Origin of the sequence: Candidatus Pelagisphaera phototrophica, from assembly GCF_014529625.1 — a bacterium.
GTDB classification, from domain to species: Bacteria; Verrucomicrobiota; Verrucomicrobiia; order Opitutales; family Opitutaceae; genus Pelagisphaera; species Pelagisphaera phototrophica.
Genome location: NZ_CP076039.1, coordinates 2203464 through 2222977 on the forward strand (window position 1 = coordinate 2203464; position 19514 = coordinate 2222977).

Here is a 19514-nt window from a genome sequence, read left to right on the forward strand (position 1 = left end):
CGAAGTTAGGCCTTCTTTTCCAGTAGCAATTGGACTTGCCCACGAATGACATTGGGGCCGACCACGCCTGTATGGCGCTGATGGACTTTACCTTCTTGATCTAGAATTACAATCGTCGGAATATAGCGTATCGGTCCGAAGGCTTGATCCAGGCTCTCGTTGTTTCTTGCGATATCGTAATTGATCTTGTTGGTTGTAATGAAATGTTCGATACTCTTATATGCTTCGTCTACCGAGACACCTATGATTTCAATTTCGTCCTTCGAAAAATCATTTCTCAGCGCTACTAGGGTAGGAATCTCTTCACGGCAGGGAGCACACCAAGTCGCCCAATAAACGATCAGCGTAACCTTGCCTTTGCAGGAGTCGCTATTGATTTCCAGGCCATCTATGGTCTTGGCCTGCCAGGTCACCTGCTCGAGTTCTCCCATGACCTGGGCACTCTTTCTCGGAGCGGTCGAATCACTGGTTCCCCCCGTGGCAAAATCGGTTACGACGCACAGAGGGCATCTGTCCGTACCCATGCTCAAGCCTAGGTAAGCGGCAATAGCGCCTATCAAAAGGAGAGTTGACCAGTTTCGCTTAAGAAATTCCATAATCTACGGAAAGACCCATCAAGGACTAATCTTAGAACGGCTGTTGCACCAAAGTGATTTCATGGGATGATCGACATCCGATTTGGAGGGAACCTTTCTGAGACTCGAATTTTTGGGAAAACAGTGTCCTAATTGAATATCGACTCCCCTGAGTAGCGACTAAAGAATATCCCCCAGCGTTCCATAGAGTGGGGCAAAGTTCTCTTTTCGCGACCAGCCTTGCTCACCATTGGGAAGCTCGACCTTCATCCAGCCGAGAAACGTTTTCGTGACCAGGCAAACGGAGCCTTCGGGCAAGGGGGATTGAATTTGCTCGACCTCTAAATCTGTAGGCACGCTTTTGAGCTGGCCTACATTGATGACGACCATGGCTTCCGGATTGGCAAGAAGTCCGTACTCAGCTCGTGCCCAGTTTGATCCAAAAACAAGAGCGACCGCAAAGAGGCCTATCGCTGCGAAGGTAAATCGAATCCGTTTCCTTTGGGGGAAATAGGCGAAGGCGACCCAACCGGCAAATGCCAGTGCCGCGACAACCATGGAAAGATAAGTCGCTTTCTCCCATTCCGCTGGGGTTAAGATTGAAATGTAGGCCATGAGTCCATCGCCCTTAACGAGTCGAGCGAGAGTGGGATAGTACCCGCCGCTTTTGCTAAGGCCTACCTTCAGGTTCCATCTAAGTTCGGGCGAATCCGTCTCTAGCAGGAAGGCAGAGGTCCAATAAGCGATCGCTTCGCCCCACCTTTCTTCTTGGGCAGCCGCCAGGCCCAAATTGTGCCGGAGGGTCCAGTCGTTTGGATTAGAATTGAGCTCCGAAAGCCAGGAGGACGAGGCTTTCGAAAAGGCGGCTTCGTTGTAATGGTCCAGTCCTTCGTTGGATAAGCCATCCAAGGTCGGAACCAGCACCGCAATCGCGGCGATTGAGCCGAACCAGGCTCCACTAGAAAAAAGCCGGCGGACTGAGATTCCCGGCTGACGAAGTTGGCTGAGAAGATCTCTAAGCTCTGATTGCCATTCTTTGAAGGAGGGGGCACGCTTTCCAAACAGCATTTTATCGGAATTCTGCCAGAGTGTTTTCCATCGCGTCGCTTGCTCGATGCCAGATTTTTCAGATACGGCTTTTTCAATATCCGTGGAAGAGGGTTCCTCTATTTCGATTTCCCAGAATTCCCGTACCGCGGCCCTCCAAGCAAGTTGCGCTTCCCGCTTTGCTGGTTCCGCATCGTCAAGTGCCATTGTGGTCTGTTTCAACTGTTTGAAAGCTCTTCGCCTCTGTTTGTTTGGGTCTAAAGAGAGGGAGCGGATCAAGGCGATTAAAGCCCAGAGAAGGGCGGGGGTCGCGAAAGAAAAGGCGAGATAGCCAAGTTTTACGCCACCTTTTGGAATCGAGCCTTGAGCCGACTGTCCGAGGGGGCTGCTCAATAATTCAACTGGCTTGGTCAAGAGATTCACTCCGCTTGGGTCGAGCTCGAACGGAAGCGAATCGCCCGGTTTCGGTCTGCTGGTCGTAGGTTCTGTTGAGGGAGCGCTCAAGTCATTGGGATCGTTTTGGGAAACGAGGGGATTTACCACGACCGTTTTTGCCGGGATGTTTATGCTCTCATAGCGGTCGGTTTTGGGATTGAAGAAACTGAACTCGATGGGTCCAAGCTCGAAATCGCCTTCTTTCGTGGGAATCAGAACGATATCCTCAGAAAGACTTCCTTCGAAAGGCGAGTCTTCCGAAACTTCCTTGTTCACGTTCGGTTGGATGGACCTGAAACTTGCGGATACATTACGGGGCTTTAGCCCGAATCCTTGGGGCCAGTTTCCCGTCCCGCTAAGTTTCAAGGTCCAAGTTACCGGTTCTCCAACCTGCACGATTTCGGGAATCACCTTGGATTCAAACTGGAACTGACCCACCGCACCCGTGAAGGATGTGGGCTCTCCTGTAGGAAGGGGTTTTATGCTAAGTTGAAGCGTTTCCGATTCAATATTGTAGTTATCAACAACTGGATCATCAAAGATAAATCCCCTCCGGCGTCCAACGACCATGGATACCGTCTGGTTTACTTTGGGCAGTTTAATGTCTCCGCTCCGAGTGGCCATGGCGGGAGTTTCGAACAGCACTGCGGAGTAGTCGAAATTTCGGTACTTGAAATTGGTCGAGCGATGACTTTCGAAGCCCTTGGTGACCACGCCGATGGGATTCCATTGGGGTAAAGAAATGTCGTTTAAACGATTCTGGTAGTCCTGCCGGACTCCAAGTACGTAGCGCAGCGTAAAGATTTCCCCTTCGTGGATGGAATCATCGGTAACGCTGAGCTCGCTTTTGAAAATATCGTCAGGCTTCATGCCGGTGTTTCCAAGCGTCGCTTCAATCACCTCGAAACTAGCAGCTTCTACACTGATGTTTCCCTTGTCGGTTCGCACGCTGAAGGAAGGGATCGTGACTGTTCCTTCGCTCGTTGGAGAGACGCGAAATTCGAGAATCAGTTTCTGAACAACCCTCGAATTAAATATGTTCATCGAACTGCTTTGACCGACCTGAGTGAAACTGACGCCGGGCACGTTAGGAAGATCGACATTTCCGTCCGGTGAACAGCCTTCGAAATGGAGTTGAAGGCTATTCGCTTTCCCTTGCTGCAGCGTTCCCGAAGCGGGTGTCCAAGTGACACTTTGCGCGAAAAGAGTGGACGCGGTCGTAAATACTCCGAAGAGCACGATTGCGAAGAGTTTTAAGTATGAGCGGTTCATCACCAATCCTTTTTTAGCTTTTGAGGGGGTGGCGCGTTTTCATCGCGTTCCGCATTCTGCAGCATCATGTGCAGGGCCCCAGGCTTGTCTTGCTGCTTGAGCTGTTCCAGTTGTTGAAGAGTCATTGCCTGTTTGGCTGACCTTGGAGGCAGTTGCTGCTCGGTTCCTCCGACTTGAGTTTGTTCCTCCTTCGGTTGTTGGTCTAGCTGTGGCGTTTCTTCAGATTCATTCATGTCGCCTAAAGATTCACTTTGCTGTTGCTGTTGTTGCTCGCCTTCTTGCTCGCCGGTTTGAGACTGCTCTTCACCGCTTTCGTTCTCTTGTGGCTCCTGATTCTCTTCACTTGGTTGATCTGAATTCTCTTGTTCCTGAGAATCTGAGTCCTCCCCGTTTTGTTCAGAGTCAGAATTTGGTTCCCCCGATTCATTCGGGTCTTCGGAATTCTCTGATTGGTCCTGATCTTGGTTTTCCTGATCCTGCTGTTGCTCTTCGGGCGGCTTTTCCAGTAGTTTTTCTAGTTCTTCTCTTAGCATTACCCAGTCTGTCTGCAGCGGATTAATGGAGTGGCCAGCATCAACTGCATGAATCCCATCCCAGATGGAGGGATCGGGAATTCTCTGACCTTGTTGCATCGCGGATTGTCCAAGTTGCAATGTCATTTGGGCAAACTGCTCGTAGTCGGAAGGCTCGTGGGCTTCCTTTTCGGCGATGGAAGCAATGACGTCGCCCAAAGTTGGACCGCTCTCCTCTGCCTGAGGAGTGGCAGTTGGCGTGTTTTGCAAGGGCGCGGCAACCTGCCCCGAAGCCCCGAAAGCGAAAGACAGCGAAATAAAAATAGAATAGATATTCCTAAAAATTAAAGGGCTAAAAGTCATTGGTTAAGGGGAGTTCTCGTTCGAACGACTCTTGGTTTAGGTGTGAATGGAAATTCTCGATACAGGGATATCAAGATGAGCAGAAGTCCGGGAGCTAAAAATATCTGATACCTCTCTATGTGAACAGACTGAGAAGTGGTTCCGGTTTCTCCGGTTTTCCCGCGTTTAACCGTTTCCTCAATGAGCGAAGCAAGGTCTACCCAGACATTTGCTTCCCGGAAAACTCCTCCTGTTTTATCTGCGAGTGATTGCAGGGTAGCAGACTCGAGCTTGGTGAGCACGACAGCCCCCGCTTGGTCCTTATGGTAGCCCCCCTCTTCCGCGGGGATGAGTCCCCCATCTCGAGTGCCGAACCCGAGACAGACTGCCTGCACATTTTGCTCATTCAGTTCGTCTACATAACTTGTCCAGTCCTGGTTAAGGCTCTCGCCATCGCTGATCACTATGAGAAAGCGGTCGGCCTCGCTGTCCGATTGCCGAAAGGAATCGAGAGTCGTCTCCAGCATAGCCCCATAGTTGGTGCCGCCCTGGGGAATGAAATTGGGGTTCAAATCTCTCAGGAAACCGCGGAGTATTTGGTAGTCGGGACTCATCGGGCTTTGGAGAAAAGCGGTTCCGGCAAAGACGATCAGGCCAACGCTCTCTCCCTGTAAATTGTCGAGCAAGCTTTCCACGACTAGTTTAGCTCTTTCAAGTCGGTTGGGTTTGATGTCTCCAGCTAGCATGCTCTTGGACAAATCCATAGCAATTATCACCTCGCGGGAACGCTTGAAAACCTCCTTGTGTATTTCACCCCATTGGGGCCGAGCGAGTGCGATTATAACGAAAACCAATCCAATGAGAAACAGCCATTTGGATGGTTGGCTCAGACCGGATTTAATCTCGGAAACACCTGCGAAAGTGGCCTTGACTCGTTTAACCTTAGAGCGATTGGAGAGTGAAACAATCCTTTTTCTGAATACGATATTAGCTAGTATTCCTAGGACGGGAATCGCTAGCGCAAAAAGGTAGAGCTCTTGTCCAAAAGTCAACTTAGGACCTCCTTTCGATTCATCGCCCCAATCGCTAGCGCTCCAAAAAGCATGACGCCTGCTGCGATCGAGAAATAGGGAAAAAGCTCAGTGGTCACACTGTACTGATGTGACTCAAACTCAATCTTGCTGTTTTTGTCTATAGAGTCGAAAGCGTCCTTAATTGTATTGGAATTATCGGCACGATGAAATTCTCCGGTAGTAATTCTGGAGATTTCCTTCAAGGTTGGTTCGTCCGTTTGAGAGGGTACGCGTACCGTTCCGATTCGCTCTCCCTTGGCGTTGAGGCGAGGCATGGAGACGATTCCATCCCGTCCGGCCCCTATTGTGTAAACGCGAATGCCGTTTTCTGCAGCTAATTCCGCAGCCGCAATAGGCTCGATAGAACCCGCGGTATTGGCCCCATCGGTAAGGAGAATGATGAAAGCGCCTTCGCGTTCTCCGGAACGTTCTTTGGTTCCCTCTTGCAGCCTAGATAGTGCAACGCCTATGCCGTCTCCAATAGCAGTTCCATCTTCAATCAAACCAATAGCTAGACGACTCGTCTGACTCGAAAGCCAGCGATGGTCAAACGTGAGCGGAGCCACGGTGTACGCCTGTCCTGCAAAAGCGACGAGACCTATGCGATCGTTGTCGCGTTTGTTGATGAATGCGCTTAAAACCGGTTTAACTGCTTGCAGGCGATTGATACTCTTCAAGCCGTCCTTGTAGTCTTCATACAGCATCGAACTTGAAAGGTCCAATACCAGCATGATGTCGTAGCCTTTGCTTTTGGTCTGCCGTTCGAAATCGAGAATCTGGGGTCGGGCCAGCGATATTACAATTAAAGCAGCCCCTGCGAACCCGAAGAATGAGGACAACTTCGAGCCTCCTGCAAAAACAGAACGCTGCCAATTTCCAGCAAAAGGTAGAACCAGAGCAGCCGATGCCCGCCGACTGCACAATATCCAGATAACCGGAAGAGCAATCAGAGCTAAAAGCCACCATGGATCCACTAATGCAAATTCGTCCATAACTTCCAAAGTCAGCCTCGCCCAAAGCGTAGAGCACGTTTCTGAAAGAGCTTCACAACTGTATCAAGAGCGTCCTCACCCGCCTGTAAGGTAAGTCGATCTGAATCGACTGGAAACAGTTTTTTGAAATGGGAATCACGATCACGGTTCCATTTCTCGTGCGCTGCTTTCTGAGCCACTGATTTGCCATTCAGATTAAAAAGTCTGCCGGAAACGGGATCGTATACCGCTTGCTCCCCACGGTTGGGCAACGCTCGCTCCCATGGGTCCTCAATTCGAAATCCAACCGGTTGGTAGCGTTTTTTTATGACGTTCCATCCTTCCGGTTGATCATGATCAGGAAAATCGCTTAGCCAGACAAAAATGCTGTGACGGGGCACCGCTCTCAGGAGATACTTCCAAGGTACTACCGCCCGTTGAGGACCGAGGACATCCGGTGGCGGCTTTCCCAGCAAAGTCGCAGCGGTGTGTAGAACCCGGCCGCGGCCCGCCGAGCTCTTGGTGAATTCATAGCCAGTCGGCGAGGCGTACAAAAGAGAAACCCGGTCACCATTCACGGCGCTCAGAAGCATTAAAAGGCTCGAAAGCTCCAAGAGGGCTTCGCGTTTGGATCGTTCGCCAGAGCCAAACTGGAGCGAAGGAGTATCCTCAAAAAGCAGTACCAGTGTAACTTCACGCTCTTCAACGAACTTCTTCCGGTAGGGTTCGCCCAGTCGAGCGGTCACGTTCCAGTCAATGTCCCTGACATCATCCCCGTACTCGTATTTGACGACCTGATCAAACTCCATTCCTTTGCCTCGGAAAGAAGATTTGTATTCGCCGCTCAATACGCTCGCTACAGCGTGCCGCACCCGCCACTCAAGTTTCCGCAGCATTGCGATCGAAGAGGACAGACTTTCGAAGGTATCCGAAATTTGGCTTTCTGTCTGGCTCATTCTTCGAGAAGCTTACGCGAACGAATTAGTAGGCAGTGGAGTTCTATCTAGGACAATCTTGAGTGCGTCGTCGGGGGTGATTTCCTCTGCCTCGGCTTCGTAGGTCAATCCAACCCGGTGGCGCATGGCGTCGAGGAACACGTCCTTGATAATCGACGGAGACACGTGGTCCTGCCCACGTAGCCAAGCAAGGGCACGACCGGCTTGGTACAGACTCAACGACGCTCTCGGGGACGCGCCATAGGAAAGGTATTTCTGTTCCGGGTTTTCACCCTCTGCCATTCTCCGCGTCGCTCGTACCAGCTTTAGAATATAAGACTGTATCTCCTCCGACACATGGATCTGATCCACTTCTTCGCGAATCTCCAGCAGTTCCTCACCACTCGACACCGCCTTCAGTTCAGGCTGACGAGTCACTTGCCCCCAGCGTTTCATCATTTCAAACTCTTCCGCCTGTTCCGGATAGTCGACGATCAGCTTGAAGAGGAATCGGTCTCGTTGCGCTTCGGGCAGCGGGTAGGTACCCTCTTGCTCAACCGGATTCTGAGTGGCCATGACAAAGAAGGGCTTGGGAAGGGCCTGCGACTCTCCGCCGATGGTCACTTGCTTTTCCTGCATTGCCTCAAGCAGGGCACTCTGCACTTTAGCGGGGGCACGGTTGATCTCGTCCGCTAAAAGCATATTAGCGAAGACAGGGCCACGGTGGGGCACAAACTGTCCGTCCTTTGGCTGGAAGATCATCGTTCCCACCACGTCGCTTGGCAGGAGATCGGGGGTGAACTGTATGCGCTCAAATTGCATGCCGAGGGCGGTCCCAAGGCTTTTGATGAGAAGTGTCTTGGCCAGTCCTGGCATGCCTTCCAACAGGACATGCCCATTTGCAAGCAGAGCGACGAGCATTCGCTCGATCACAATCTCCTGTCCAATCACAGCGGTTCCAACTTCGTTTCTAATTCGTTCAGCCCAGTTGCTCATATGGGTTTTTTGCCTTGAGAATTTTGGAGGGTTATCGGTCGTTTCATTGAGTTGTGTCCAGTGAGTTGCGATTGACCACGAAATCAAGACATTGTTTCGGTTGTCCTTATTTTTTAATGATTGCGCCATAAGTTGTTGGTTATTAGTAAAGATAATTAAGCCGTTGAGGAGTTATTGGCTCTTAATCCTAGTGACTTCAAAGAAGCTAAGAAGGAAAACAAACCAAGATTTAGTCCAAAGTGGGATCGTGATTTCACCCGACGGTTAAAAGACGCATGTTGGGAACATAACCTTCCCTACGTCTACTACTCCTTTTCTGGAAGCTCTAGGTTTAGAGAAAAGTAAGTCTAACAGAAAGAAGATTGGTAGACATTTGGTTCATTGTGTTACCAAAAGAGAATACTTAGACTAAGAGTTAATTGGAGTACTAAGAGTATTAGCTTACCAAGAGTATTAGTTTACTAAGAATCTTATCTTACTAATTAATCTATATGTACTGTCGCCAACAGTTTTTAGGTAGTAGAAAATCCAACGAGATTCCTGGAACAAAAGCATATCTCTAGATGACTAATACGCACGTTATGGGGATAACGGCCAAAGGACACGGTCTTAGATCGATCCTTGGGCAACATAGAAATGAACATATGAGAGCGGCCTGTGGGAGGGTCGCTCTTTCTCTTTGTCACTTTGCTCCAAGGGCCAAAATTAACAGATCTTCTACCAATACTGCACAAAAGGTGTTCAACTAATGGGAGTGCTTGATCTCTCGGGAATGAGATGGAAAAGTCAGCACACACTTAAGTAAGCTCACTCGGCGTTAACCTGTATAGCGATGTCGAAGGGGCGAATCAAAGGAGCAGTTCGGGAGGGCTGCTTCTTTTTTTATTTCTACCGACTGAAACTTGCCATCGCTGGTCTGTAAAAAGCGGGCATGTCCAACGACTCGAGAAACGCTTTTAGTTCTGGCGAGGCTGTGCCAAATATCTCAATTTTTATGATCTCAAAGTGCTCTATAAAATCGCCGAAAAGGGATTCTAGTTTGCCTCCCTCTGAAATATTCTGGCCGTGGATTAAAACGGCATCCGAACTCTGGTAGCGCTCAATGAGAGTAATCTTACCCTCAGATTCATAAAAACCCCATCCAAGTGACTGGGGCTCATTGTTGTCGATGGCATCTGTGTAAACCTTGGAGAAGTTTGAAATATCCTCTGAGTTCTTGCCGCTGACGGGCTTTAGTTCCACAACAAAAATGATTTCATCATCGTTGTAGGTCGGTTGTGACTTTTCTGCACATCCAGAGAAAAGAAATACTAGTAGAACAATAAATCGCATGTTGTTGGATTGCCATACTGTAGAATGAAGGTGAAGCAATTTCCTTAATTTTTTCTCATCGGTAGATGGGTTTCCAAGGGCAATCACCGCATTCATGTGGTATAATATGCAACATGGTTGAAGCCCCAGATTTGAAGGAAAGCATCGCTGATGCGGTGCAGGAGTACGCGAGCAAGAAGCGAGAAGAAGGCGTTAAGAGTTTGAGCAGGATGAATCCTGAGAAGGTTGGTTTGATCCTCTATTTGTTCTCCCTAGGCGTAAGTCAGAGCCAAATGGTAAAGCGACACAAAATCTGCCACAAGACCATCAAGAAAACCTTGATGGAGTACGCTGATCATCTTGGCAAATGGACCGAAGTTGGGGCGAGGCTTTCCAAACAACTTTTCCTCAATCTTCATTCATTGGAGGAAGACATCATTGAGGCTGTCAGGGAGCGTATGGAGAGCGGTAAATTGAAGCCCAACTTCCGCGATGTCTATTACGTCTCCACAGCCAAAGAAAAGAGCTGGCAACAAGCTCACCGCATTGAGGAGCGTAAGAAGGAGACAACGTTCACTAGGAATGTTGTTAGCCAAGAAGACTATGAAAAGGTCCTAGCTAAGGCTAGGGAGAGGATGCGGGGTTCTCTGAGTTAAGAAGTGTAAAGTATTCCGACAAGTGTCGGGATATTTTACAGTTTTCTCAATATTAATATTTAGTGACGATTATTAATGAAATTTTAAAGTACTGGTAGATAGTTACTAACAGAAAGTGCATGAAGGCATTGGTCTGTTTGGCACAAAAGTTGCATAAACGATCACTATGAAATTGCCCGAAAACGTAGAGACCGAAACAAGTGACAAAAGTGGGTTCAATTCACGCGCTTCTAGAATGGCGAGGTATTCAGCCGCCGCTGCAGGAGTGGCTGCGGTAAGCACCTTAGACGTCGATGCAGCATTAGTAAGAATGGATCTTGGGTCACCGGTTGGAGCAGGTACGCCGATTAATCTCCATTCTCCTGATTTTAGTACTAATTTGATCTTTTTTCAAGGAGGCTCGTCGTCATATGTTGGTCCGGATTACATTAGTGCCAGTGCCTATAGTTTTGATTCTACTACATGGGTGGTTGCTGGTACTTGGTTTGGCCCTAACTCACAAATAGGTACGTCGATCCAGGGGTCATATGGAGGTGAAGGAGGGTCATATGGAGGTGAAGGAGGGTCATATGGAGGTGAAGGAGGGTATTCGTCGAACTCCGTTGGTTGGGCTCCTGGAGGGCCCATAGGTCTTAACGGGACCAATGAAACCCTCTACATGGGTTTCTTCCACTTATCCTCATCCTCATCCTCCAACGTCAACTTCGGCTATCTGCAGTTTGATTTTGACTCTGCGCAGACTGCGACTGTGCAGCACTGGGGGTATGAGTCGGTCTTCCTTACAGCGGTAACGACGCCGGCCGGATCATCATCAGTTCCAGACACTGGTCCAGGCTTTGTTGGCATAGCCCTTCTAGGGGCGGGAGCAGCTGGGGTGCGCTTGTTGAGAAAGCTAAGGTCCAAAAGCTAGCCTAGGACCTGAGTCCGATAAGTATTAGATTTTTTTGATTCAGCCCATCACAAGCTTTATTTGAAAACTATGAAACGTTACGCCAATCTGCTCAAAATCATTCTTCTTTTGTCACTTCTCCCTGCTTCGGCATCGGCTATAACCATCACTGTTTCTGCTCCAAGTTCCTCGTCGACGACCTTTACAATCACGGGCTCTGGCACAGCGTATAATACCGCCACGGGTCAATCCCTCTTCCAATTCGCAGGTTTGGCCGCAGGTTCGGGAAATTTCACTAATGCTGATTTCTTACCGCCATGGTTTCAAGCAACTGGTACTTTTGCATTCGATGGAGTGGCACTTACCGATGTCCGTATCGTCGATAATGATTACATCGACCAGTATGATATGCTCGGCTTGCAATTTGCGAGCGGAATATCCGCTGGTACCATAGCGGCATCAGGTAGTTCTACGGTCGATTTTAGTGGGAGCGGTAAGACTTTCGGCGACCTAGTGATTGGGACTTACGATATAAGTGAAATCACTTACTTTAACAATGCTCCTACTCTGATAGTTCAATACAGTTCGGTCCCCGACACAGGGTCCACAGCGGCCCTTCTTGGAGTTGGTGATGTGGCTCTAGCCTTTGCTAAGCGGAGGCTGGGCTAAGGGTTTGACGTGCGAGAACAAAGATATAAAAATTGTTTCCGGCAAACAAGTACTCTATGGGAACAACGCTTCAGGTGCTAGAAACGAGCCCATAGATTGCCGCAACTACGCACAAGTAGCATTTTTATCTTACCCTGTAAACTTGGAGCACAGAGCAAACAAGGGGCTACACGGTCTATTTACAGCAGAGCCAGCGCCCAAGCCACAGCGTAAGAAGAGAAAAAGGGGGTCAATAGGTATCTCATGAAAGTATTAATTATGTTCTCGGGCGGGCTGGATAGCACATATATGTTGTGGCACTACCTAACTAAAACTTATTACGCAGTACACACGCACCATGTCAGCATTCAAAACCGAGAGCTGAATTTTAAAAAAGAATACGAATCTACTGAAAAAATATACGCCTACTGCAAAAATAATTTCCGAGAGTTCAAAACATCAGAGTCAAAATTCATATTCGACTTCCCCTATCCGGGTTGGGACTCGGATATTATTTGTTTAGTAGCGTCCCGGCTATGCCCGAATATAAGAGCTGAAAAAGTTGTTATGGGATGGGTGAAAGATGATCTGAGCCGTCCCGTGGTTATCGACAGAATGAAAAGAAAAGTCACAAGTAACCTGTGGGAATCATTAGCAAATTCTTGTGACTTCCCAATCCCGCCCACTGTGGACTATCCCCTTATAGGCAAAACAAAACAGGAGATTATTAATGAGCTACCGAAAGAGTTGATGGACCTGACATGGTCATGTCGAAAAGGTGGGCTCCGTCCCTGCGGAAAATGCCACTCCTGCAAAACTAGAGAAGGTCTATAATATACTTGAAAGTTACTGTCCATTTGCGCTACAAACTAATGTTGGAATCTATCCGGAATACATAACAGAACTAGAGCAGCGTAAGGTGCTTAACGTTTTGGCAGAGGCAGCAATCCTAAAAGGCCAGTCCTATTCAATAGGCAGCAGGTCTTTGTCAAGAGCCGATTTACGCGAAGTTAAAAAAGCCATAGACGACCTTAATAAACAATTAGCAGCACTCCGAAGTGGCAACCAAATCACTCAACATAGAGTAGTACCTCGAGATATTTAATTAGTGCAAACAAAGTTAAATTGGGTAGATAAAACAGTCCAGTACTTTAACCCCGAGGCGGGTTTAAGGCGAGCTGGATCTCGGCATTAAAATGCAAGCTGCCAACGAAGACGGTTATATGTAGTACCGGGTTCTCGCAAGAAGTCTATGAAGGGGGTTGCAGCTCGTAACAACGGACCCGACATAGATATAATAGTTAAGCTGGATGGCACCCGCGCACTATCCAAAGATCTCTACATGAACTCGCCTTTGGCGGCTTCGATTGTAAAACGGCCCTATCAACAACTCTCCCGAATGATGCGGCTCCTCATTGATACCCTCGAAGACCAAAACGCTCAGTATCCAATCGACGAGGACGGAGACGAAATTCGACCGCGATTGCCGTAAGGCTCTCAAAACAATGGACGTTTCACGCAAAGACCGATCCCGCTTAACGCATGGGCGTCAATCTAATTGAACCTGTCGTAAACCAGGCCGCTCTGCGTTTTTGTTAACCTGGGGAAATGGTGGATATCCTGGATCCTATCCCTTTGGCGATCCTCAGGGTACGACATCGACATCAGCCGTAACAGACACAGGGTCCACAGCAGCTCTTCTTGGAGTGGGTGTATTAGTGCTAGCCTTTGCTAGGCGGAGGCTGGGATAGGAATAGCTTCAAAAGCCCTTTAAGGGAAAATTTTTTCTGGGGGCAGTTGATGAACGTTCATTAGAGAGTTACGCCTCCCCCTCTACACCCTGTCGCTACTGAACCATCGATGCACGTAACGCGTCAGTATCGTCAAAAGCCGTGAATGCGGCGATCTTACCGTCTCGCATTTTGAACATGTGCAAGCTCTCGGTATCCATCCCTTGAGCCATCATTCTCGCGTGCACAAACACCACATCGTCAACCTGGTAGGTCTTAATCGTCTCAATTACCAGATCTGGCCAGTGCTGTGGAAACAAGCCCATCACTTCGTCGATGACCGCTTGCGTCCCGACACGCTGCCCGGAGTGTGGCAGGTCGCCAAGAATCGTCCAGACGAAATCGTCCGTGTGGAGTATCGCCCACCCCTCAGCATTCCCTGCTAAAAAGTTGGCATAAGACTGCTCAACTACCTCTAGATCGCTCTCCGAATAGGCTTGGACGCTGAAAATCAATGAGCAAATTGAAAATTGTAGAAATGCACGCATAGGATTGGCTAAGTTGGCGTCCCATGGGTGTCAATTTTTTCTGGGGGCAGTTGATGCATATAAATTGCGATGCTCGCCGCCCCCGCGACCCCCGCCCCGCTGTTGTCCACTTGCGGTAGGAGAGGCGGCTAAAAAACCCGTGCGAAAAGATGCGGGTGAATAGTTTTTAGGGCAGTGTAAGGGCAGTAGAGATTTAAGAAGAGTGAATATTAGTCCAATAAAATCCCATAAATATTTGGCCTGTAGGTATATATGAATAAAATACCGAATATAAAGACCATGAAATCAAGACATTGTTTCGGAGGAAGTTCAGGCAAAACCTCGTGTAGATAGGCCCAAGGCTTGCCGGAAAAGCGGAAAGGGAACGCTCCATTGAGGAAACCCAGCCAATGAGCCGAGCCTTCAACGGTTACTTAACTGGAAGCGGGAAGTCTATACTAGACGGCAACAGACGGCGTCTCGAGTTTTTTGCGAATGCCGGATATCATATCGTCAAATGAGAGTCCCCCGGTTGCTCTCAAGGTCGCAATATCGGACCCGTGGTCTACGAACTCGTCCGGCCATCCGATTCTATGAACAGGAGTTGACATTTCGCGCTCGGATAATGTTTCCAGAACGGCGCTGCCAAAACCGCCCGACAAGACTCCGTCTTCGAGGGTAACGATAAGACGATTATCTTTTGCGTGGGAAAGGAGCAGCTCATTATCTAGCGGCTTGATGAACCGAGCGTTTACAACTCCTGCGGAGAGTCCGTCCTCCAGCTTGAGACGATCACTGATTTCCAAAGCGTCCCGAACCATGGGACCAAGGGCCCAGAGAACCAGATCGTCTCCTTCCCGCAAGACTTGTGCTTGTCCCACACCCAAAGCCTTTGGTTTAGACTTAATTTTCACTCCGGTTCCAGCGCCGCGAGGATACCGAACAAAAACAGGTCGCTTCAGCTGGATGGCCGTGTGCATCATATCTACCAGCTCATCCTCGTCTTTTGGCTGCATAGCGACGGCATTGGGAACACAGCGCACATACGCTACATCGAAAAGACCGTGGTGGGTTGGGCCGTCGTTGGGGGAAAGTCCCGCACGGTCCATGCAAAAGACTACCGGTAGATTTTGCAGGCAAACATCGTGAATGACCTGGTCGAACGCGCGCTGGAGGAACGTCGAGTAGATCGCGACCACCGGCTTGATGCCCTTCGTAGCGAGCCCCGCTGCAAAAAGTACCGCGTGCTCCTCCGCAATCCCTACATCGTAAAACTGGTCGGGAAGCTCATTGGAAAGATGGATCAAACCGGTACCGGAAGGCATGGCACCGGTGATCCCGACAATGGATTTGTCCTTTTTGGCGAAGCGCACGATCGAATGGCCAAAGACGTCCTGGTAGTTTGGAGGGACGACTGATTGAGATGACTTTGATTTGCCTGAATCAATCTCAAAGGGGCTTGTCCCGTGGAAGCTCTCGGGTTTTTCGATCGCAGGGCGATAGCCTTTTCCCTTTTTGGTGACTACATGAAGAATCACGGGCTCATTTGCCTCTCTGGCAAATTCAAGATTGCGAGTCAGCAGGGGAAGGTCATGCCCGTCGATGGGTCCGAAGTAGCGGACACCGTAAGTCTCAAAAATGGAAGAGGGCATCATGATGCTCTTCCAGCCTTTCTCTGCATTTTTCCCTATCTTGAGCAACTGCTCTCCACCGGGCACCTTTTGTAAAAAAGTGCCGAAATCGTGATGAAGGCGGTTGTAGATTGGATTAGTGATCAGTTCGTTGAGGTATTTCGATATAGCTCCAACGTTTTTGGCAATCGACCATTCGTTGTCGTTGAGAATGATGATAAGACGTTTGGTCGCTGAAGCTACATTGTTGAGGGCCTCCATCGTTATGCCGCAAGTGAAGGCGGCATCGCCGCATAACGCTACGACATGCTCATCGGAGCCCAGCTGGTCACGGGCGGCAGCCATGCCCAGCGCGGCAGAAAGGGCTGTTCCGGCATGTCCGGCTCCGAATGAGTCGTGTGGACTTTCAGACCTAGCGAGGAATCCGCTTATGCCACTGTTCTTGCGAATCTTGTCGAATTCTTTGCCGTTTCTTCCTGTTAGGAGCTTGTGGACATATCCTTGGTGTGAGGTGTCGAACACGAATTGATCCTTGGGGGTGTTAAAGACGAGGTGCATGGCGATAGTCAGCTCGACCACCCCCAAGTTCGGTCCCAAGTGACCGCCATTGATCGAAGTGACATCAATCAGCTTAGCTCGGATTTCAGCGGCAAGATCCGTTAGCTCATCCGAGCTTAATGATCGGATGTCGGCAGGCTTCTCGATGGCGTTGAGCAAGGGAAATGGGTCGTTCCCGTTCGCTTCGGACTGTTGGCTTGTGTTCAAAAGATTGGAAAATAAAATCGGGAAGAGAAGGGAATCATTGGTTCTTGTCCACCCTATAGGTCTAAATTTTGTCTACTCGTCTGGATCGAAATTTTCGAATTCCGGATTCTCGGCGTCTTGGTTGCGCAGGATCTCGATTTTCGCCTCAGCCTCGCTTATCTTTTTGTCGCAATGGACGAGCAGCTTCGAACCCGCTTCATACCGCTTAACGAGGTTGTCCAAGTTCAATTCGCCGCTTTCCATTTCTTCAACGATTGCCTCGAGCTTTTCCAGTCCCTCTTCAAATGAGAGCTCCTTGTCTTTAGTCTTTTTGGTCACAGTGTAAAAGTATGGAAGGAGGGGATCTTATGACAAGATCATGTTTTGCTCGCTTCAAGAAAGGTCGCTTAAAGCGGGCGTCCGCTTGAAACGATGGAAAGCTTGATCAAAGCTGGACAGACTCCGCTGCTTCGCATCAGATTCTCGGCAATGACGACACTGGAAATCGTTTTCGCTACCGCCCTTATTCTCAAAATGGGGGCCGAACTAGTTTTGGAGGCCGTCAATCGGAGTCATGTATTGAAATTCTCCGATCAAGCGCCTGAGGGACTGGGCGACGTGATGAATGGGGAGACTTACGCCAAGTCAAATGAATATACTTTGGCCAAGAGCCGATTTGGCTCGATCGTTTTGGTATTTGACGCGGCGGTTTTGGCACTCGTTGTTTTAAGTGGCGTGTTGCCCGTCCTCTTCGGCTGGTGGAGTGGGCAGTTTGGAGACTCCAACATGTACTCCGCATTGTTCCTCATCGTGCTGACAACAATGATAAGTATTCCTGGAATTCCTTTCGAATACTGGAGCCAATTTAAGATTGAAGAGAAATTTGGCTTCAATCGAAGCTCCGTAAAGCTCTGGGTAACGGACAAAATCAAGGGAGCAGTAATCGGGTTTTTGATTGGGTTTCCGTTGTTGTGGCTTCTGATTAGCCTAGTTGGTTGGCTGGGTAGCTCGTGGTGGATTTACGCCTTTGTCATTATGATGGCATTTCAGTTGCTGATGATGGTCCTTTACCCCATGCTGATAATGCCTTTGTTCAACAAACTCTCGCCGCTGGAGGAGGGACCATTGAAAGACCGGCTCATGGAGCTTTCGGACCGGGCTGGATTTAAGGCCAAGACCATACAGGTCATCGATGGCAGCAAGCGCTCGGGACACTCCAATGCTTACTTTACCGGCTTCGGGAAATTTCGCCGTATTGTGCTCTACGATACCTTGATTGAGCAACTGAGCGAGGAGGAGCTGGAGGCGGTGCTAGCTCACGAAATTGGACACTACAAGAAAGGACACATCCCGAAGATGATCGGTCTTTCCGCGTTGATGATGCTAGCTGCCTTCTGGATCATTAATTTTCTTTTGCACAGTTCGGCCTTCTTTGAAGGGTTTGGATTTGCTCCTCTGGAAATGGGTGCGATTGGCAATTTAGGCATCGCCATGCTCCTTTTTAGCTTTCTGGGCGGACTGGTAACCTTTTGGATTAGCCCGTTGTTTCATGGTATGTCGCGCAAACACGAATACGAAGCCGATGCATTCGCTCGTGAGGCAGTCGGTGGCTGGAAACCGCTCAGTGGGGCATTGAGAAGGTTGAGTGAGAAGAACCTTTCCAACTTGAATCCTCACCCGCTTTACAGCGGGTTCCACTATTCCCATCCGACCTTACTTGAGCGAGAACGAGCCATGAAGAAAGCTTAGTATGTCAGCGGAAGGGAGGACTGATTTGTCAAAGCGGACCAGAAGAACATCGAGCAAAGGCCGGCTTATTTTAGGCATAGGCGGGGCACTTGGAGTCGCTGTCGTATTTCTAGTCGTTTGGGTGGCGCGAGATACTGACTCCCTTGACGAAGGAGTCATTGACTACGGATTTTCCGGTGAAGTTTACCGTTTTGGCCCAGTGAGCCATGAAATCGTGTTCGGGGAAGGGGTTAGCTCGCTACTGGTTGAATCAGTGGGAGACTACCTAGAAAGAGTAGGATATTTCAGTCCGGCCTACGGAGGGGTGATCCAAATTCGGTCCGATGGTAATGGATTCGATCTCTACCTTACGTACCCTCGTCAGTATTGGAATCGTACCGATTTTCGGGATGAGGTCGCTTCCATCCGGGATGACCTGGAAGCAAATGTTCTGATGGAAGCGACTCAAGTTATTTTGGTCGATGAGGATGAAAGTGGTATCCATTCAATGAATCTAAACCGTCGACCTGATACGCTTTAGATAGTTAGCGGTGAGTTCTTGCTACCTAAAAATAGATTGTTCGTGAAGGAATTGCATCGATATATCCTATCGGTTGTCGTTGTCTTTTTTGGCGTTTTTGCCCAAGGCGAAGGCACGACGATTCGGGTTGCCTCGTACAATGTTCGCAACTACCTTTCGATGGATCGAATCGTGGAAGGGAAGTGGCGGCCCGATTACCCGAAGCCTGAAAAAGAAAAGGATGTTGTCCGAGGGACGATTCTTAGCGTTGGTCCTGACATCCTCGCTTTGCAAGAGATCGGCTCCCGGATGCATTTGGAGGAGCTCAGAAGAGATTTGTCCAACGAAGGCCTCGATTACAAGGGATCAGCTTGGCTGGAAGCCCATGATTCGGAGCGTCACGTGGCCGCGCTTTGGAAATCGGATTTGGAGGTGCAAGTCGTAAATCACGCAAATCTTCCTATAAAATACATGGGTAAGGTCGACTTTGTGAAGCGGGGAATGCTGGAGCTAAAGATATCGGGAGAGGAGGGCACGTGGAGCCTGTTTAATTTGCACTTGAAAAGCAAATACACGAATTTCAAGTCGGATCCCTTGTCGACTCTGCGTCGCACGCTCGAAGGAAGGTCGGCAAGGGACAAGATAATCAAACTATTCCCAGAACTGGAGCGAGAGCGTTTCTTGATAGTAGGGGACCTGAATGATTCGCCGGTTTCAGGCGCTCTCAGAGCGCTAGCAAAAAAGGGGGATCGCGTTCTTAGTATTCCCATCGAGTGTGTTGATTCTAATGGGAGTCGTTGGACCCACTACTACAAAAAGGAGGATTCCTACACTCGAATTGACTATTTCTTAAGGTCTCCGGGCTGGACAGAGCTACGTAATGTCTCTGGGCAGATATTTAGCAGGCCAGACTACTACGAAGGGTCGGACCATCGCATGATCTGGGTTGATATGACAATTCCTTGAGTTCCG

At 49.2% G+C, this 19514-nt stretch carries 21 protein-coding genes; 10 read left to right on the top strand and 11 right to left on the bottom strand.

The window, feature by feature from the left end:
* Positions 1–5: 5 nt before the first annotated feature.
* The 8 genes from GA004_RS09475 to GA004_RS09510 form a co-directional block, all read right to left on the bottom strand.
* Positions 6–596: a TlpA family protein disulfide reductase gene (locus GA004_RS09475; protein WP_283393614.1), complete on the bottom strand. Its 591-nt coding sequence runs from the start codon at positions 594–596 to the stop codon at positions 6–8.
* A gap of 159 nt (positions 597–755) precedes the next feature.
* Positions 756–3329, bottom strand: a complete 2574-nt coding sequence (locus GA004_RS09480; RefSeq protein ID WP_283393615.1) for a BatD family protein — start codon at positions 3327–3329, stop codon at positions 756–758.
* Entirely contained in the window at positions 3329–4204 is an 876-nt protein-coding gene (locus GA004_RS09485; protein ID WP_283393616.1) for a hypothetical protein, read from the bottom strand. Before GA004_RS09485 ends, GA004_RS09480 begins: the two co-directional genes overlap by 1 nt.
* The gene (locus GA004_RS09490) at positions 4201–5235 is read right to left on the bottom strand and encodes a vWA domain-containing protein (RefSeq protein WP_283393617.1); all 1035 of its coding nucleotides are present in this window, start codon (positions 5233–5235) and stop codon (positions 4201–4203) included. Before GA004_RS09490 ends, GA004_RS09485 begins: the two co-directional genes overlap by 4 nt.
* Positions 5232–6248 (bottom strand): VWA domain-containing protein, encoded by a 1017-nt coding sequence (locus GA004_RS09495; protein ID WP_283393618.1) that lies wholly within the window; start codon positions 6246–6248, stop codon positions 5232–5234. The genes GA004_RS09490 and GA004_RS09495 overlap by 4 nt, the downstream gene beginning before the upstream one ends.
* 11 nt (positions 6249–6259) lie before the next feature.
* Positions 6260–7183 carry a DUF58 domain-containing protein gene (locus GA004_RS09500; protein WP_283393619.1) on the bottom strand — a complete coding sequence of 308 codons (924 nt, stop codon included), beginning with the start codon at positions 7181–7183 and terminating at the stop codon, positions 6260–6262.
* A 12-nt stretch (positions 7184–7195) separates the two neighbouring features.
* Positions 7196–8158: an AAA family ATPase gene (locus GA004_RS09505; protein WP_283393620.1), complete on the bottom strand. Its 963-nt coding sequence runs from the start codon at positions 8156–8158 to the stop codon at positions 7196–7198.
* 888 nt (positions 8159–9046) lie between these two features.
* Positions 9047–9490: a hypothetical protein gene (locus GA004_RS09510; RefSeq protein WP_283393621.1), complete on the bottom strand. Its 444-nt coding sequence runs from the start codon at positions 9488–9490 to the stop codon at positions 9047–9049.
* A gap of 113 nt (positions 9491–9603) precedes the next feature.
* Between GA004_RS09510 and GA004_RS09515 the strand changes: the two genes are divergently transcribed.
* The 7 genes from GA004_RS09515 to GA004_RS18200 all read left to right on the top strand — a co-directional run bounded on the left by GA004_RS09515 (position 9604) and on the right by GA004_RS18200 (position 13413).
* Positions 9604–10125: a hypothetical protein gene (locus GA004_RS09515; RefSeq protein WP_283393622.1), complete on the top strand. Its 522-nt coding sequence runs from the start codon at positions 9604–9606 to the stop codon at positions 10123–10125.
* 166 nt (positions 10126–10291) lie between these two features.
* Entirely contained in the window at positions 10292–11035 is a 744-nt protein-coding gene (locus GA004_RS09520; RefSeq protein WP_283393623.1) for a hypothetical protein, read from the top strand.
* Positions 11036–11104: 69 nt separating this feature from the next.
* The gene (locus tag GA004_RS09525) at positions 11105–11683 is read left to right on the top strand and encodes a VPDSG-CTERM sorting domain-containing protein (RefSeq protein WP_283393624.1); all 579 of its coding nucleotides are present in this window, start codon (positions 11105–11107) and stop codon (positions 11681–11683) included.
* 243 nt (positions 11684–11926) lie between these two features.
* Positions 11927–12496: a 7-cyano-7-deazaguanine synthase gene (locus GA004_RS09530; RefSeq protein ID WP_283393625.1), complete on the top strand. Its 570-nt coding sequence runs from the start codon at positions 11927–11929 to the stop codon at positions 12494–12496.
* Between the two features lie 85 nt (positions 12497–12581).
* On the top strand, positions 12582–12767 hold the full coding sequence (locus GA004_RS17980) for a DUF6148 family protein (protein WP_343218800.1): 186 nt from the start codon (positions 12582–12584) through the stop codon (positions 12765–12767).
* Between the two features lie 147 nt (positions 12768–12914).
* A complete protein-coding gene (locus tag GA004_RS09535) occupies positions 12915–13154 on the top strand; it encodes a hypothetical protein (RefSeq protein WP_283393626.1) in 240 nt (79 codons plus the stop codon).
* A 100-nt stretch (positions 13155–13254) separates the two neighbouring features.
* Complete coding sequence (locus tag GA004_RS18200; RefSeq protein ID WP_425492839.1) at positions 13255–13413, top strand: VPDSG-CTERM sorting domain-containing protein; 159 nt, start codon at positions 13255–13257, stop codon at positions 13411–13413.
* A gap of 95 nt (positions 13414–13508) precedes the next feature.
* Here the strand turns inward: GA004_RS18200 and GA004_RS09540 are convergent, their stop codons facing one another.
* From GA004_RS09540 to GA004_RS09550, 3 genes are all read right to left on the bottom strand, one after another.
* Positions 13509–13940 (bottom strand): nuclear transport factor 2 family protein, encoded by a 432-nt coding sequence (locus GA004_RS09540; protein WP_283393627.1) that lies wholly within the window; start codon positions 13938–13940, stop codon positions 13509–13511.
* Positions 13941–14377: 437 nt separating this feature from the next.
* Complete coding sequence (gene dxs / locus GA004_RS09545; protein WP_283393628.1) at positions 14378–16315, bottom strand: 1-deoxy-D-xylulose-5-phosphate synthase; 1938 nt, start codon at positions 16313–16315, stop codon at positions 14378–14380.
* A gap of 72 nt (positions 16316–16387) precedes the next feature.
* Positions 16388–16633, bottom strand: coding sequence for an exodeoxyribonuclease VII small subunit (locus GA004_RS09550; protein WP_283393629.1), 246 nt, complete (start codon positions 16631–16633; stop codon positions 16388–16390).
* Between the two features lie 93 nt (positions 16634–16726).
* Here GA004_RS09550 and GA004_RS09555 point away from each other — a divergent pair, with 93 nt between their 5' ends.
* Genes GA004_RS09555 through GA004_RS09565 form a run of 3 tightly spaced genes read left to right on the top strand, consistent with a single transcriptional unit; the run spans position 16727 to position 19508 of the window.
* Positions 16727–18043: a M48 family metallopeptidase gene (locus tag GA004_RS09555; protein WP_283393630.1), complete on the top strand. Its 1317-nt coding sequence runs from the start codon at positions 16727–16729 to the stop codon at positions 18041–18043.
* A 1-nt stretch (position 18044) separates the two neighbouring features.
* A complete protein-coding gene (locus GA004_RS09560; RefSeq protein WP_283393631.1) occupies positions 18045–18563 on the top strand; it encodes a hypothetical protein in 519 nt (172 codons plus the stop codon).
* A gap of 42 nt (positions 18564–18605) precedes the next feature.
* Positions 18606–19508 carry an endonuclease/exonuclease/phosphatase family protein gene (locus GA004_RS09565; RefSeq protein ID WP_283393632.1) on the top strand — a complete coding sequence of 301 codons (903 nt, stop codon included), beginning with the start codon at positions 18606–18608 and terminating at the stop codon, positions 19506–19508.
* Positions 19509–19514: the final 6 nt, after the last annotated feature.

Bases quoted from the DNA above. Each gene is read 5' to 3' on its own strand.
- GA004_RS09515 (WP_283393622.1), top strand. From the start codon at position 9,604: ATGGTTGAAGCCCCAGATTTGAAGGAAAGCATCGCTGATGCGGTGCAG.
- GA004_RS09500 (WP_283393619.1), bottom strand. From the start codon at position 7,183: ATGAGCCAGACAGAAAGCCAAATTTCGGATACCTTCGAAAGTCTGTCC.
- GA004_RS09555 (WP_283393630.1), top strand. From the start codon at position 16,727: ATGGAAAGCTTGATCAAAGCTGGACAGACTCCGCTGCTTCGCATCAGA.
- GA004_RS09530 (WP_283393625.1), top strand. From the start codon at position 11,927: ATGAAAGTATTAATTATGTTCTCGGGCGGGCTGGATAGCACATATATG.
- GA004_RS09485 (WP_283393616.1), bottom strand. From the start codon at position 4,204: ATGACTTTTAGCCCTTTAATTTTTAGGAATATCTATTCTATTTTTATT.
- GA004_RS09520 (WP_283393623.1), top strand. From the start codon at position 10,292: ATGAAATTGCCCGAAAACGTAGAGACCGAAACAAGTGACAAAAGTGGG.
- GA004_RS09475 (WP_283393614.1), bottom strand. From the start codon at position 596: ATGGAATTTCTTAAGCGAAACTGGTCAACTCTCCTTTTGATAGGCGCT.
- GA004_RS09535 (WP_283393626.1), top strand. From the start codon at position 12,915: ATGAAGGGGGTTGCAGCTCGTAACAACGGACCCGACATAGATATAATA.
- GA004_RS09480 (WP_283393615.1), bottom strand. From the start codon at position 3,329: ATGAACCGCTCATACTTAAAACTCTTCGCAATCGTGCTCTTCGGAGTA.
- GA004_RS09525 (WP_283393624.1), top strand. From the start codon at position 11,105: ATGAAACGTTACGCCAATCTGCTCAAAATCATTCTTCTTTTGTCACTT.
- GA004_RS09505 (WP_283393620.1), bottom strand. From the start codon at position 8,158: ATGAGCAACTGGGCTGAACGAATTAGAAACGAAGTTGGAACCGCTGTG.
- GA004_RS09495 (WP_283393618.1), bottom strand. From the start codon at position 6,248: ATGGACGAATTTGCATTAGTGGATCCATGGTGGCTTTTAGCTCTGATT.
- GA004_RS09540 (WP_283393627.1), bottom strand. From the start codon at position 13,940: ATGCGTGCATTTCTACAATTTTCAATTTGCTCATTGATTTTCAGCGTC.
- GA004_RS09510 (WP_283393621.1), bottom strand. From the start codon at position 9,490: ATGCGATTTATTGTTCTACTAGTATTTCTTTTCTCTGGATGTGCAGAA.
- GA004_RS09560 (WP_283393631.1), top strand. From the start codon at position 18,045: ATGTCAGCGGAAGGGAGGACTGATTTGTCAAAGCGGACCAGAAGAACA.